The following is a 14,193-nucleotide window of genomic DNA, read 5'->3' as shown; positions in this document are numbered from 1 at the left end:
ATTGTCAGCGATCGCACAGGGTTCTTTCCCTTTACATTTTCCCATAAATGGTAAATCTTCCAAAACTGGATGCTCCCAATATCACACCATCCTTTGCAACATTTACTAGTGATGAACTTTCTAGGATATCGAGCCGAAGATTTTTTCAAACTTCAGTCTATTGAATACAAACCCTTTGGAAAAGGACCTTGGCCTTGTCTTAACCCTGCTAGTGACCATTTTAAACAAGCAAAAATAAAGGAGTGTTGTGTAGAGCGTAATGGAAACAATAGCAAACCTATAGGCATATTTAGTTGTATCTGTGGATTTGTTTACTCCCGAACGGGCCCTGATTCATCACCTAAGGATAAATTTCAAGCTACAACAGTACAGTCCTATGGACTTGTATGGGATGCAGTTTTGACAGAACTATGGCAAGACTCAACACTTAAACTATCAGAGATTGGACAACGACTTGGGGTTCATTACACGACCATCAAGCGTCAAGCTGCTCGTTTAAATCTGATCTTTCCTAGACCAGGCGGTCGTTCAATTCAAGGAGCCTTAACACCACCTCGACAAAGAGATTCTCAGATTGTAGCAATAGAGACCTTGGAATCTTATCGGCAGGAATGGCTGTCAGTTATAAAACAAAACCCTGAACTGGGAAACACAACTTTAGCACAAAGATTTCGGCGCATTCATAGTTGGTTATACAGAAATGATGCTAAATGGCTAGAGAATCATCTGCCGCCTACTCAATTAAGAGTAAAGCCAATGCCCAGGGTGGATTGGGAGAGTCGTGACGTTCAACTAGCCGATGCAGTAAGACTCTCAGGCTTGAGCCTAAAAAACTCTCCTGGAAAACCCGTAAGGGTAAGTGTAGAAGAAATTGGTAAAAAGCTTGGTCAAAGAGCACGAATTACTAAGCAAATCGATAAGCTACCGTTAACAGCTAAAGCACTGGCTGAGGTAGCTGAGACAATAGAGGACTTTACTATTCGTAAAATCTACTGGGCTGCTGAACGCTTCCATAAAGACGGGATACACCTAAAACAATGGCAGTTCTTGCGTAAAGCAGGTTTAGAGGGATCAAGATTCTTATCAGTGCCTAAAGTGCAGAACGCAATTGATACTGCTATGGAATATTTGAATTCTCCAGATACTTTGATAACTACATCTACCCCGCCTTCCGAAGCTTCTATTTTAGAAAATTTGCTAGAAGAAAAAGACGTAATGCTTGGTTGTTTTCCTGATTCTTACCCAGATGAATTGTTTTACAGCATTTGCGCTAGATTTCATGATCGAGTTCAGTATCCTAGTCAGAGATCAACTATTCGTGATTTATTCCAAACTAAAAACGCGATCGCAATCTTTGATTTACCAAGTCGGCTAGATAAACTTATTGCAAGCTTACCTGCTGGACATCGTTATACAGTTGAATATTTAATTGACAACTATACATTGCTGCCTTTTTATAGACCTTTTCTTCCACCGGATAGGCTTCAGCTAGTTACCGAGGATATGCGCGGTGATAATGGTTCAAAAATTCATACGCGTTTAGGAATTGTTGCTGGCTCTATCGAGACACCTGCTTATCTCCGTTTCTGTCCAATCTGTATACAAAAGGATAGAGAGCAGTTTGGCGAATCTTACTGGCATCGTCTTCATCAAGTAACAGGTGTCGAAGTTTGTCCCACTCACCAAGTGTTTCTAGAGCAAAGTACTTTACAGACTCATAATCGCAGAAGGCTCTATGAATTTATTTCCGCAGAACGCATAACCGCTAATCTATCTCCCCGTGAAATAGACCTTTCAAATATTTGTCACAAATTTCTGTTAAAGATTGCTAGTGAAGTGGAATGGCTGCTCAATGATTGCCAATCTGTTCCTGGTTTAGAGTTTTTGTATCTTAATTACCGATCATTGGTAATGAATAATTCAGAGTTGGTCACTTACGCAGGCAGAATTCGGGTTCAGGAATTGTTGAAAAACTTCAAAAATTACTATCCTGCTGAAGTTTTAGAAATTCTTCAATGCCAAGTTAACGAGCAGAGTCGTGATAACTGGCTCTGTGAGCTTGTGCGCTTTCCTAGAAGAGTTCACAATCCACTACGCCATCTACTGCTTATTAATTTCTTGGGATTCACAGCAAAAGAATTTTTTGAGCTAAAAGAAGCACCTAAACCCTTTGGTGATGGTCCCTGGCCTTGCCTAAACCCTGTTTGTAAAAACTTCACCAAGTCTGTAATCAGTAAATGTCATATTACATACAACCAAGAGAATCACAGACCAACAGGTAATTTTGCTTGCACCTGCGGTTTTGCTTACTTCAGGATAGGTCCCGATAAATCACCAGAAGAACGCTTCCAATTTTGTAGAGTCAAGGTTTACGGAATTTTTTGGGAAAAATCCCTAAAAACTCTTTGGAAGGACCCGTCTCTCACCCTCAAGGATCTAAAAAACCGTCTGGGAGTTACAGTCAAAACTATTCTGCGCCAAGCAGCTTTGCTGAAACTTACTTTTCCTCGACCTAACTCTAGAGCTAGAGCAACTGAACTATGTGCATCTCTCCAGCCTCGCTTTGTAGGTCCACGTATCCTTTCTCCAGAAGTGCTGGAGTCTTACAGAAACCTATGGTTGGAAGAAATAGCACATAATCCTGGAGTAGGACGCACTCAACTGCGAAGTCAAATACCAACAGTTTATGCACAACTGTATAACTATGATAAAGGGTGGCTCAATGAGCATCTGCCACCACCTCAAGCTAAAAATGGTACCTCAAGTGTGGATTGGGCTAGCCGAGATACTGCAACGATGGAAGCTGTTAAAGTTGTAACACAGCGCTTAAAGGAGAATGTCAATCCAATTATTTGGGTTACTCGGACAACGATCGCTAATTCACTCAATTATCCTGCTAGTGCTTGGATCAAGAAACACCTCAATAACCTACCAATGACCGCAAATGTGGTGGAAGAACTGAGCGAAACTAGAGAAGAGTTTGCTGTGAGAAAAGTTCAGTGGGCAGCAGACTGCTTTCGCCAAGAAAACTTGTGTCCACAAAGATGGGAACTAGTACGTCGTGCAAGTTTGCGTCCAAAAACAACAGAATTGCCATTGGTTAAGGAAGCGATCGCAACTGCTTTAGAAGCTTTAGGCTCACTTCTCCTGCCTTAACTATTCAACAACAAAACCTGATTATATAAACTGAATTCGGTTCTGATGAATTAGCGATCGCTAATGGCTATATCTAACCATTGCTGTTGATACTCAATGGCTTTGCCATAGTTTCCCAAATTAGAGTAAGCAAGCCCCAGACTGCCTAGAGCCTTAGCCTCACTTTGGCAGTCTTTGATTTGTTAATAAAGTTTGAGCGCTTGTTGCCAGGATAGGAGTGCTGCCTCAAATTGACTTGTATTAAACTGTTGAAATCCTTGCTGTAAAAGTTTGTCTGCTTCTAATTTCCGGTCTTGGCTGGTCTGTGCTTGTGCTGAGTAGAGATTAAGTAACTGTCAAGGTGTACTAGAAATCATCAAAACCTCCACAGAATTAGCTCCTCCCTCTGGCAAAAGCTTAGAAGAACTGAGCCAACTTGATGAAAGCTTGAGAAAACAAGCAGGAGCGATGGCACCTTTTACCCAATCTGATAATTGGCGAGCCAGCTTTAGCCCCAAAGAAACCTATTGGTGGTGGTTTCTCAAAGCTCCAACAACACCGTGGAGCAATCGTCTCGATTACCTATGGAGTGCTACTTCCGTTACCTTACTTACTATTTCTCTGGGCTTAATGGGTGATATTGCCCCTCGCTTCCTCACAGGTGGCCCCAATTCCTTTGGAGCCTTTACAGTTAGCGCTCAAAGTGTCCTCACCCTTTTAGTAGCAGGCGGCGCACTGACAAAAGCTGGACAAGAAGCCCTCAAAAGCTTTCTCAAAGAAGCGATCGACTCAGTTCAGGGATTAGAAGATATGGAAGATTGGACACTAGCTCAGTATAGTTTAGGGCAAATATATGCAGCTATTAACTACCCTAAGCAAGCGTTGGAATATTATAGCCAAGCAAGAGTAGGCTATATTTTCCTTGGAGATTTAGGACATGCAGATGCTCTCCAACGCCGGATAGAAAGACTCAAAAAAGCCGCAGTTAATTCAGCAAATATAAAAAATTAGGTTGGTTTTCAATTGTACAGACTTGGTAAGTTTGACTAAATGCCAAGATTAACACCAGAACAGTTGAACGAGATTGCCAAGATATTGAATTGTTCAACTGGTGAGCTTTGAGAATTTGAATCAGATGATAGTGATGGCAAGGAATTTTCTATTGTAGATATACAGTAAGCGCGATCGCGCTTTATCTTCTCAGCAAAAGCTCAATTGCCTAACACAGGTGAGTACTTATACTTATGTGACAGTTTCCAACTTTATTATTTGCAGCGAAGGCCAGATAGAAGACAAATTGGATTAGAGTTTCCAACTTTATTTTTTCAAACCTGTTCGATATCAAACGGAAAATCAAGGCTTTTAGCCACTCTGAGTATCCAACTATATTCTCGTTGTACAGGTTTGTACGCAAACAATAAAGTTCTTTATTGATTCGTAAAGTCCTTTACTAACTGTTATAAAATAAAAATACTTATGACACCATTAGTAAGAGTGTAGGCGTAGGCATCGCTTGCAATCAGTTTTTTTCTTTTAGAGGATTATCCAAATACATGACACTTTTGCAGGCTGTGTCTACGCTCGAATTGCTAGAATGAATAATTATTTCTATGGGATTACTATTTGATTTTTGAACAAAATTAGGTATTGTAGCGTGTGTTAGAACGGAGTTCGTAACGCACTATGATCACGAGTTTGATGCCGTACTCTTTGCGCTCACATCCTACGTATATTTTCTTTAAATCAAACTGGATTCCTATATGAACTACTACGTAATCTACGACGGAAATTGTAATCTCTGCGTTACCCTAGTGCGATCGCTAGAAACCTTAGATAAGGGAAACTTATTTCGCTACGCTCCCATGCAAGATGAGCAGACACTCTTACGGTGGGGAATTACAGCCCAAGACTGCGAACAGGGGATGATTTTAATTGATGCTAATGAACCCCAAAGACGTTGGCAAGGTAGTAACGCTGCTGAAGAAATTGGGCGGTTATTGCCAGCAGGAAGTATATTTGTAGACGCTTATCGAGCCTTACCGGGAATGAAATGGGCAGGCGATCGCTTTTACGAACAAATCCGCGATAACCGCTACACCATATTTGGTAAGCGTTCTAATACTTATGAGTCGGCATACTGTGTTGATGGTAGCTGCAAGCCAATTTAAACCCCGGCAAGCAGAAGACGCGATAAATCGCCGTCTCTACAAAAGGCTGATTATTGTAGAGACGGCGATTTATCGCGTCTTTTTGATGATTTATCGCGTCTTTTTGATGATTTATCGCGTCTTTTTGATGATTTATCGCGCCTTTGTGATGATTTATCGCGTCTTCGTAACTAAATTTATCATTAGATAGAATTTGTTTTAATAAAAATCCGCCTCCAGGTGCTAGCAAAAAGTCTGGTAGAGGAACCATTATGCTATCTGGCGTGTTTGTAAACATTGTGCAATCAATGACATTGCGATCGCACCACAATTCGGCACAACAAACATAGAATCTGGCGGGAGGGATACTGCGTGAGAATTGGTGCTAACTACTTGGGTAATGGAGAATGTGAATTTACAGTTTGGTCGCCGCTATTAGATAGCATCACTGTAAAAACTTTGACACCGCACGAGCAGGTTATTCCCCTCAAGCCTCAGTCTGAGGGATACTGGCACGCGAAAGTCAACGATGTATATCCAGGCACGCTTTATCGGTATGTCTTGAATGGCCAAGATGCTTTTGCCGATCCCGCGTCGCAGTATCAGCCGGAAGGAGTGCATGGCCCGTCTCAAATTGTCGATCAACATTTTGAGTGGACAGATGAAGGGTGGACTGGTATTCCTGTAGAGTCGATGATTTTCTACGAACTCCATGTTGGGACATTCACACCTGAAGGAACTTTCACCGCAATTATTCCTCGTCTACCGGAACTCAGGGAACTGGGAATTAATGCGATTGAAATCATGCCCATTTCCCAGTTTCCGGGAGACACCCATATTGAAGCGTCTCTGGCATATCGCAACTGGGGCTATGATGGCGTTTACCCTTATGCAGTGCAAAATTCCTACGGTAGCCCAGCCGAACTAAAGGAACTGGTGAATGCTTGCCACCAACACAATATCGCTGTGGTGTTGGATGTGGTGTATAACCACTTTGGGCCAGAAGGCAATTATATGAGTCAGTTCGCGCCTTACTTTACTAAAACCTATAAAACGCCGTGGGGTGAAGCACTGAATTTTGACGATGCCCATAGCCAGGGTGTACGAAATTATTTTATTGAAAATGCGCTTTACTGGTTGCGCGAGTTCCACATTGATGCATTGCGGCTTGATGCTATTCAAGCAATTTACGACTTGGGAGCAAAGCATTTTTTATGGGAACTGGCGGAAGCAGTTCATCATTTTTCAGAACAAGGGCAAAAATGGAAACGCCATTTAATTGCTGAAAGTGACTTGAATAATCCGCAAATCATCCGTCCGCGAGAATTGGGTGGATATGGTCTTGATGCCCAATGGAGTGATGATTTTCACCATTCATTGCACGCACTGTTGACAGGCGATCGCCAAGGATATTATCAAGATTTTGGACAATGTGCTGATTTAGCAAAAGCTTACAGTGATACTTTTGTCTACGATTGGAAGTACTCACCCGATCGCAAGCGATTTCATGGTATTTCTTGCCGCGATCGCAATTTCTCGCAGTTTACAGTCTGTATTCAAAATCACGATCAAATCGGCAATCAAATGAAAGGAGAACGCCTCACTCAGAGGATCTCTTTTGAAGGATTGAAGTTAGCTGCTGGCGCTGTGCTGCTTTCACCCAATTTACCCCTGTTGTTCATGGGAGAAGAATATGGTGAAACTGCACCCTTCATTTATTTTGTCAGTCACTCCGATCCTGATTTAATTCAAGCAGTTCGAGCCGGACGCAAACAAGAATTTGAAGCATTTCACTACGCAGACGATCCCCCAGATCCCGAATCATCAGAAACTTTCCTAAAGTCTAAACTAAATTGGGAATTACGTAATAACGGTAATCACAAAGTTCTCTGGAATTGGTATCGTCAGTTAATTAATTTACGCAAGACGCATCCAGCCCTTTTAAATCAAGACCGCAATTTCATCGAAGCGACTAGCGATGAAGACAAAAAGTTAGTTATTGTGCGTCGTTGGTGCGAATCAAGTGAACTAATATTTGTGATGAATTTCAATTCGTCTACAGTGACAGCGACTCTGCCAATTCAGCACAATGCTAATAAATTGTTAGACTCTGCTGATACCTCATGGTCTGGCCCAGGTTCAGAAGCAGATGAACATCTGTCTGCGGGAAAAGAAGTGAAATTGCAACCTACTAGTTTAGTACTCTATGAAAAAGGATAAGGGGGAGAGTTGGGAAAGAGGCAAGGGAGCAGGAAGCAGGGAGCAGGGGGGACACTTTTCCCCTACCTCTTTGTTAAAACTTCAAGTTTCAGCCTCATAACTTTAAGTTCCAAGCAAAAAGGCTCAACGTTCGAGTAAAAAGGCTTAACGTTCAAGCAAAAAGGCTCAACGTTCGAGTAAAAAGGCTCAACGTTCAAGCAAAAAGGCTCAACGTTCGAGTAAAAAGGCTCAACGTTCAAGTAAAAAGGTTCAACGTCCGAGTAACCACCTCCAGCCTTCGAGTAAAAAGGCTCAAATTTCCCTAAGTAATATCATGTCCGCCAAATTACCCCTAAAAAAGAACCCCACCCCCAACCCCTCCCCGCCTGCGGGGAGGGGAGACAAAGCACAGCTTTGGCGGGGTGGGGTTCTTCGGGTTCAAGCCGACATAATATAAACCCCTCATCTCTTTTACTACTTATTCCCCCATCTCTCATCACAACAAACTCATGCGAATTCCTACCGCAACTTATCGAATTCAGTTTACCCCCCAGTTTGGTTTTGACAACGCTAAAGCGATCGCAGCTTATCTAGCAGATTTAGGTGTTTCCGATTTGTATGCATCCCCCATTTTCAAAGCCCGCTCTGGGAGTACCCACGGCTACGATATAGTAGATGCCACTCAACTTAACCCAGAACTGGGAACTAATGAATCCTTTGATGCATTAGTTGGCGAAGTTCAATCCCTTGGTATGGGCTGGTTACAAGATATAGTGCCAAACCACATGGCCTATAGCAGCGAAAACGATTACTTGATGGACGTATTGGAACACGGCCCAGATTCCAGCTATACTGACTACTTCGACCTTTCTTGGAATGCTCCCTTTGGCGATCGCCAACAGCGAATTCTTGCTCCTTTGCTGGGAGATTTCTATGGTGCATCCTTAGAAAACGGACACATCCAATTACAGTACGAACAAAACGGTCTAACCGTAAACTATTACAGCTTAAAACTGCCGCTAAGATTAGAATCTTACACAAAATTTATCACCCATAATCTGGGGAAACTCACCCGCACACTCGGACGCAATCACCCAGATTTTATTAAGCTATTGGGTATCTTGTATATTCTCAAAAGTGTGCCCTCAGAAGTTGCGGGAAAACAGCGACAAGACCAAATCGCATTTATTAAAGGATTGCTTTGGGAACTCTACACCACAAACGATGCCATCCGCGAGTTCGTTGACGAAAATATCCAAACCTTCAACGGAGAACCAGGTAATTCCGATAGTTTTAACTTGCTAGATGAATTACTAAATGACCAATTTTACCGTCTCGCTTTCTGGAAAGTTGGGGCGGAAGAAATGAACTATCGCCGTTTCTTTACCGTTAACGAACTAATTTCCGTTAAAGTTGAAGAAGTACGAGTTTTTAATAATACCCACAGCTTCATTCAAAAGCTAGTTGAAGAGGGCAAATTTACAGGCTTACGCATTGACCATATTGATGGACTCTATAACCCAATCCAGTATTTACAAAGACTGCGAGAAAAGACGGGAGATGTTTATATTACAGTCGAGAAGATTTTAGAAATCACCGAAGACCTGCCGGAAAACTGGGAAATTGAAGGGACATCTGGTTATGACTTTCTTAACTATGTAAATGGTGTATTTTGTCAAACTGAAAATGAATCATCTTTCGATAAAATTTACCAGAACTTTATTGGTTCTAGAGTAGATTATTCATCGGTAGTGAAGGATAAAAAACACTTGATTCTAGAAAAGAATTTAGCCGGTGATATTGACAATTTGGCTCTTTTGTTAAAGAATATTTCTAGCAAATATCGCTATGGCAATGATTTTACCCTCAATGGCTTGAAAAGAGCGATCGCTGAAGTTTTAACTCTGTTTCCGATTTATCGTACTTACATTACACCAGATGGAATTGAGGAGAGCGATCGCGCTACCATTCAAGAAGTAATTAACCAAGCCAAAGAACAAACGCCCCTGTTGCAGCACGAACTGACCTTTATTGAAAAGTTAATGGTGCTAGATTTTGATAATTCTCTGACTCAAACAGAACGCGAACAGTGGATATATTTTGTCTTGCGAATGCAGCAATATAGCGGCCCGCTAATGGCGAAAGGTGTAGAAGACACCACATTATATGTTTACAATCGCTTGCTGTCGCTGAATGAAGTCGGGGGAAATCCTGGTCATTTTGGTATAGAGTTAGCCAAATTTCATGCCTTTAACAAACAGCACCAAGCAACTTGGCCTCATACAATGAACACCACAGCTACCCACGACACCAAACGCGGCGAAGATGTGCGGGCTAGGTTGAATGTGTTGTCAGAAATCCCCGAAGATTGGGATCAGCAGGTAAATACCTGGAGTGCCATTAATCGAGGAAGTCGCAGTCATCGCCACGGGTTTGCTATGCCCGATCGCAACGATGAGTATTTTATCTATCAAACTCTTGTAGGGGCGTTTCCCTTTGTGGAACAGGAACATGCATCCTTCGTGGAACGGGTAAAAGATTATATAATAAAAGCAATCCGAGAAGCGAAAGTGCATACAGCCTGGTTGCGCCCTGATAGCCAGTATGAAGAAGCCTGTACTTCGTTTATTGAGAAGATACTCGATCCTTCCATCTCTGGGGAATTTCTAAAAGCCTTCCGTCCCTTTCAGCAGCGAATTGCAGAGTATGGTATTTTCAATTCCCTTTCTCAAACTCTCCTGAAGATTACCGTACCGGGCGTACCCGACTTGTACCAAGGAACAGAACTTTGGGAACTAAGTCTAGTCGATCCAGATAATCGCCGTCCCGTGGATTTTGAACAGCGACGTACTTACTTAAGCGCCATCCGCGAACACGTGAAAACTGACATTCTGGGTTTGATTCAGGAGTTATTGAACGACAAAACAGACGGTAGAATCAAACTGTTTTTAACGGCTCAATTACTCCAAGCTAGAACCAACTTTGTCTCATTATTCCAGGATGGCGACTATCTGCCCTTAGAAGTTCAGGGAACTTATGCCAATCACATTATCGCCTTTGCGCGGCGAGAAGGGAATCAAACAGCAATCGCGATCGCGCCTCGCTTTTTAACCAGCCTCATCCAACCCGGAGACAACCCCTTGGGTGAGTCAGTTTGGCAAGATACGCACCTACAACTCCCCCCTGGAACTCCCCTCACCTGGACAAACGTCCTTACTCAGCAACCCATCCAAGCTACAGAAACCCTATCGATCGGTTCAGCCCTTACCCATTTCCCAGTTGCCCTCTTAATTAGCACTGCCCAGTAAAAACAAAAATCTTGTCCCACGCAGAGAGAACCCTGTAAAACCTCAGCGTTCCTCTGCGCTTCCCTTTGCGTTCCTTTGCGTTAAAAAAATTCTAAATATGACAACTCCCCCACAACTTACCACCACGCAGATTGATAGCGTGCGCCTCCACATCAAAAAAACCTGGAAAACCTTAACGCGATCGCACGAACACTTATTACAATCTGCCAAGGATACCAAACTAGACCACAAAACCGATACTCCTTGGATCGTCTACATTTCTCCCTTAGAAGATTGTCCCAACATTCAGACAGTGTTAGAGCGATCGCTATCTTCCAAAGATATGCAACAGCTAGAAATTCGCACTTTGCCGTCAGAAGTCGAAGCGATTAAACAGCATGGCTTACTATACTTACCAGGCCCTTATATCGTACCAGGTGGTCGATTTAATGAAATGTATGGCTGGGACAGCTACTTTATATTACTGGGACTGTTGCACGATCAAGAATGGGATTTAGCGCAAAATCAGGTAGATCAATTATTGTACCAGGTGAAGCATTACGGCACTATCCTCAATGCCAACCGGACTTATATGCTGTCGCGATCGCAACCCCCCGTCCTCAGCATGATGGTTTTAGCATTATTCCAGCATACCCAGGATGAAGAGTGGTTGAGGTCAACCGTCCCCCTTTTAGAACAATTTTACTATTACTGGGTAGTACCGCCCCATTTGAATCCCGGAACCGGCTTATCCAGATTTTATGCCTTTGGGGAAGGCCCCGCGCCAGAAGTTGTGTTTTCCGAGCGCGATGAGGAGGGAAAAAGCCATTACGATCGCGTCAAGGAATATTACCAAACTTTTGAGGTTGAAGATTACGATGTCGATCTTTACTACGATCGGGAAAATGACAAACTGACCCACCTATTTTACAAGGCCGATCGCACCATGCGCGAGTCCGGTTTTGATATCACCAACCGATTTGGCCCCTTCTGTGCTGATATCCTCCACTATGCTCCTGTGTGCCTCAACAGTTTGCTATATCAGGTAGAACAAGACTTGGCGCAAATTAACAGTATTTTGGGCAACGAACAACTAGAAAAACAATGGCGCGATCGCGCTGAATATCGGCGCGATCGGATCGATCAATTTCTCTGGAATGAAGAACGAGGACTCTATTGCGACTATCACTTCCAGAGTGGAAAACGCCGTTGCTACGAATTTGCCACCACATTCTATCCCCTGTGGCTAGGAATTTCTTCTCAAGCCCAAGCCCAGCGCGTCGCGGAAAATCTCTCTTTGTTTGAAGCCCCAGGCGGAATTCTTACCAGTACTCATATCACCGGAAACCAGTGGGATGCACCTTTTGGTTGGGCACCATTGACATTAATTGCTGTGCAAGGACTTCACCGTTATGGGTTTCATACAGAAGGCGATCGCATTGCCAACAAATTTTTAGCGATGGTAGTTAAAGAATTTGAGCGTCACAACACCCTCGTTGAAAAATATGATGTTGAACGCTGTTCTGCCAACGTTTCTGACGACATCTCCTTTGGATATAGTTCTAACGAAGTTGGCTTCGGCTGGACAAACGGAGTTATTCTAGAACTCCTAGCAGCCCGTGGGAAAAAAGTTTAAAGAAAAAGGCGTGAGAAATAATCTCACGCCCCGTTTTACTCACTTTTCAGAAACTAATAAAAGAGAAAACAAAACTGATAATTAAGCATTGAATTGTTTTTGTTTCCACTTTTTATCATTATTGGCTTTAGACAAACTAGCAAGTCCAAAAACTAAACCTATGCCAAACAAAGTAGATGGTTCAGGAACTGATTTGCTGGGAGGGGTAGTTGGAACACTATTAACATAGCTGTCACTATAACCCCCTGGAAGACTGCCTACATGGATACCTACCTTCAACGTACCAGCATTGATGGCTGAAAGAACAGTATTGTAGTTACCAGTAAATGTAATACCTAAAGATTCTCCAGATTGAACTGCGTTGTTATTACCACCTTTTGTATCTGCACCAAAGGTTGTACCATCCCATCCAGAAATATTGTTACTTTGCGATAAATTTTGAGCGTTATTTTGAAACAGAACTGTACCAGAATTGCCTACATTTACCGCTATGTTAGACAAAATACCAGATGCAGCACTGTCAACGCTAAAAGCAACCTGTTTCAAAGCTTGAGTTGAAGATGCATTATTTAAAAATTTGAATAAAACTGTACCACTTCCATTGTCAGTTACATCAAATGAGAAATTGGGAGCAAAAGCATCACCAACAGTATCTCCACCTGTAATATTGTTAAAACCAAAAGTGGTAGCCGAAGCTGGTGCAGAGGTTGCAACAACAGTAGCTCCAATCCCAGTTAAAAGCAGAGAAATAATGGTAGTAGCTTTCATGTCAAATAAATAACCTTGTATCAGTGCGAAGATTAAACTAATTCTTTTTTTTATAAAAAGGTAGATTTATTGACTAGTCTTTATCAAAATTTTATTGATTCCTCTTGCTATATAAAGTAGTCATAATGAGTAAAAAATAGCGATATAATTCCCAGAAAATATACTGATAAATTAGAATCTCATTTCATCATTTCTTTAAAAATAGAGTAATGCAGCAATCGTTGCCGGAAGACTTTCTTCATCATTTTCCCTGCAATTCAATAATTCCAAGAGACGTTATAATTGTAATTTTTTGGAATTTTCCTAAGTAATACTAATTATGTATAGAGATGCACGTTATAAAACCCCCTGTAGTTTGCCATTAATCAGGAGTAACTACAGGGGGTTTTATATATTATTGCAACTTCACAAAGAAACGTTATAAGGATTAATTCCTCTAAAAAGGAATCAGCAAAGATACGCAATCTCCTAATCAATGTGTGTGTAATACGGAGGTAAAAAAGTTGATACAGCTTGAGATTTGCTAATTTCGTTTTAAACCCTCAATCTCAACTATTGCAGGTTACTAACCTGTGTTCTGCATCTCTCGGTAATTGCTTTTAGCTGTATTCTAAATACTAAATGACTCGTCTCAACACCTACCAAGTGTCGGCTGTACGTTTATCATAAGGCTCACCTGTAAAAGGTTGTACGCCAATAACAGGATAAGCATCATCTGTAGGGCCAAAAATCCGCATCGCAGCTTCAGAGATATACTGAGTTATGTTCGCAATGATTTGGGAAATAGCCATAATATTTGACTCCTCTTTCGAGTCGCTTTAATTGTGCTACTTATACTTTAATCCTAATATTCTTAATCGCTTCCATTCTCAATATATTGAGAATATTTGCAATCTTTATTCAGATAACTTCGCAATACTTTAGCTTGTGAAAAAGCCAAACGTTTCTCTTTTATTCTAATTGAAACTTATCTATTTCTCCAAATGCACTCTGAGAAAGAGGTTAGCAAACTTGCCTTGGA

The 14,193-nt window shown here is 41.9% G+C and carries 10 protein-coding genes; 7 read left to right on the top strand and 3 right to left on the bottom strand.

All coding sequences use genetic code 11. The features are described 5' to 3' along the window. Positions 1 to 69: 69 nt before the first annotated feature. Complete coding sequence (locus tag RMZ41_RS29960; protein ID WP_409876211.1) at positions 70 to 3,156, top strand: TnsD family Tn7-like transposition protein; 3,087 nt, start codon at positions 70 to 72, stop codon at positions 3,154 to 3,156. A 50-nt stretch (positions 3,157 to 3,206) separates the two neighbouring features. Here the strand turns inward: RMZ41_RS29960 and RMZ41_RS29955 are convergent, their stop codons facing one another. Then, on the bottom strand, positions 3,207 to 3,335 hold the full coding sequence (locus tag RMZ41_RS29955; protein WP_322643693.1) for a tetratricopeptide repeat protein: 129 nt from the start codon (positions 3,333 to 3,335) through the stop codon (positions 3,207 to 3,209). A 268-nt stretch (positions 3,336 to 3,603) separates the two neighbouring features. Between RMZ41_RS29955 and RMZ41_RS29950 the strand changes: the two genes are divergently transcribed. The 6 genes from RMZ41_RS29950 to RMZ41_RS29925 all read left to right on the top strand — a co-directional run bounded on the left by RMZ41_RS29950 (position 3,604) and on the right by RMZ41_RS29925 (position 12,404). Next, on the top strand, positions 3,604 to 4,146 hold the full coding sequence (locus RMZ41_RS29950) for a hypothetical protein (RefSeq protein ID WP_322643671.1): 543 nt from the start codon (positions 3,604 to 3,606) through the stop codon (positions 4,144 to 4,146). A gap of 749 nt (positions 4,147 to 4,895) precedes the next feature. Then, positions 4,896 to 5,303: a thiol-disulfide oxidoreductase DCC family protein gene (locus RMZ41_RS29945; protein ID WP_322643672.1), complete on the top strand. Its 408-nt coding sequence runs from the start codon at positions 4,896 to 4,898 to the stop codon at positions 5,301 to 5,303. Beyond that, entirely contained in the window at positions 5,281 to 5,493 is a 213-nt protein-coding gene (locus tag RMZ41_RS29940; protein WP_322643673.1) for a hypothetical protein, read from the top strand. Before RMZ41_RS29945 ends, RMZ41_RS29940 begins: the two co-directional genes overlap by 23 nt. A 161-nt stretch (positions 5,494 to 5,654) precedes the next feature. Then, complete coding sequence (treZ, locus tag RMZ41_RS29935; protein ID WP_322643674.1) at positions 5,655 to 7,502, top strand: malto-oligosyltrehalose trehalohydrolase; 1,848 nt, start codon at positions 5,655 to 5,657, stop codon at positions 7,500 to 7,502. Between the two features lie 488 nt (positions 7,503 to 7,990). Continuing rightward, positions 7,991 to 10,789, top strand: a complete 2,799-nt coding sequence (gene treY / locus RMZ41_RS29930) for a malto-oligosyltrehalose synthase (protein ID WP_322643675.1) — start codon at positions 7,991 to 7,993, stop codon at positions 10,787 to 10,789. 97 nt (positions 10,790 to 10,886) lie between these two features. After that, entirely contained in the window at positions 10,887 to 12,404 is a 1,518-nt protein-coding gene (locus RMZ41_RS29925) for a trehalase family glycosidase (protein ID WP_322643676.1), read from the top strand. Between the two features lie 81 nt (positions 12,405 to 12,485). Here RMZ41_RS29925 and RMZ41_RS29920 read toward each other — a convergent pair whose 3' ends face one another. Beyond that, positions 12,486 to 13,172: a PEP-CTERM sorting domain-containing protein gene (locus RMZ41_RS29920; protein ID WP_322643677.1), complete on the bottom strand. Its 687-nt coding sequence runs from the start codon at positions 13,170 to 13,172 to the stop codon at positions 12,486 to 12,488. A 638-nt stretch (positions 13,173 to 13,810) separates the two neighbouring features. Continuing rightward, positions 13,811 to 13,963: a nicotinate phosphoribosyltransferase gene (locus RMZ41_RS29915; RefSeq protein ID WP_069070042.1), complete on the bottom strand. Its 153-nt coding sequence runs from the start codon at positions 13,961 to 13,963 to the stop codon at positions 13,811 to 13,813. Between the last annotated feature and the right edge of the window lie 230 nt (positions 13,964 to 14,193).

Origin of the sequence: Nostoc sp. DedVER02 (genome assembly GCF_034530675.2) — a bacterium.
Lineage (GTDB): Bacteria > Cyanobacteriota > Cyanobacteriia > Cyanobacteriales > Nostocaceae > Nostoc.
Note: the sequence above shows the minus strand (reverse complement) of the source record. Positions and strands in the feature narration are given on the sequence as shown.

What these genes read in the sequence shown, in the direction of transcription:
- RMZ41_RS29960 (WP_409876211.1), top strand. Translation starts at nt 70, where the DNA reads ATGCTCCCAATATCACACCATCCTTTGCAACATTTACTAGTGATGAAC.
- RMZ41_RS29950 (WP_322643671.1), top strand. Translation starts at nt 3,604, where the DNA reads ATGGCACCTTTTACCCAATCTGATAATTGGCGAGCCAGCTTTAGCCCC.
- RMZ41_RS29945 (WP_322643672.1), top strand. Translation starts at nt 4,896, where the DNA reads ATGAACTACTACGTAATCTACGACGGAAATTGTAATCTCTGCGTTACC.
- RMZ41_RS29940 (WP_322643673.1), top strand. Translation starts at nt 5,281, where the DNA reads ATGGTAGCTGCAAGCCAATTTAAACCCCGGCAAGCAGAAGACGCGATA.
- treY (WP_322643675.1), top strand. Translation starts at nt 7,991, where the DNA reads ATGCGAATTCCTACCGCAACTTATCGAATTCAGTTTACCCCCCAGTTT.
- RMZ41_RS29925 (WP_322643676.1), top strand. Translation starts at nt 10,887, where the DNA reads ATGACAACTCCCCCACAACTTACCACCACGCAGATTGATAGCGTGCGC.
- RMZ41_RS29920 (WP_322643677.1), bottom strand. Translation starts at nt 13,172, where the DNA reads ATGAAAGCTACTACCATTATTTCTCTGCTTTTAACTGGGATTGGAGCT.
- RMZ41_RS29915 (WP_069070042.1), bottom strand. Translation starts at nt 13,963, where the DNA reads ATGGCTATTTCCCAAATCATTGCGAACATAACTCAGTATATCTCTGAA.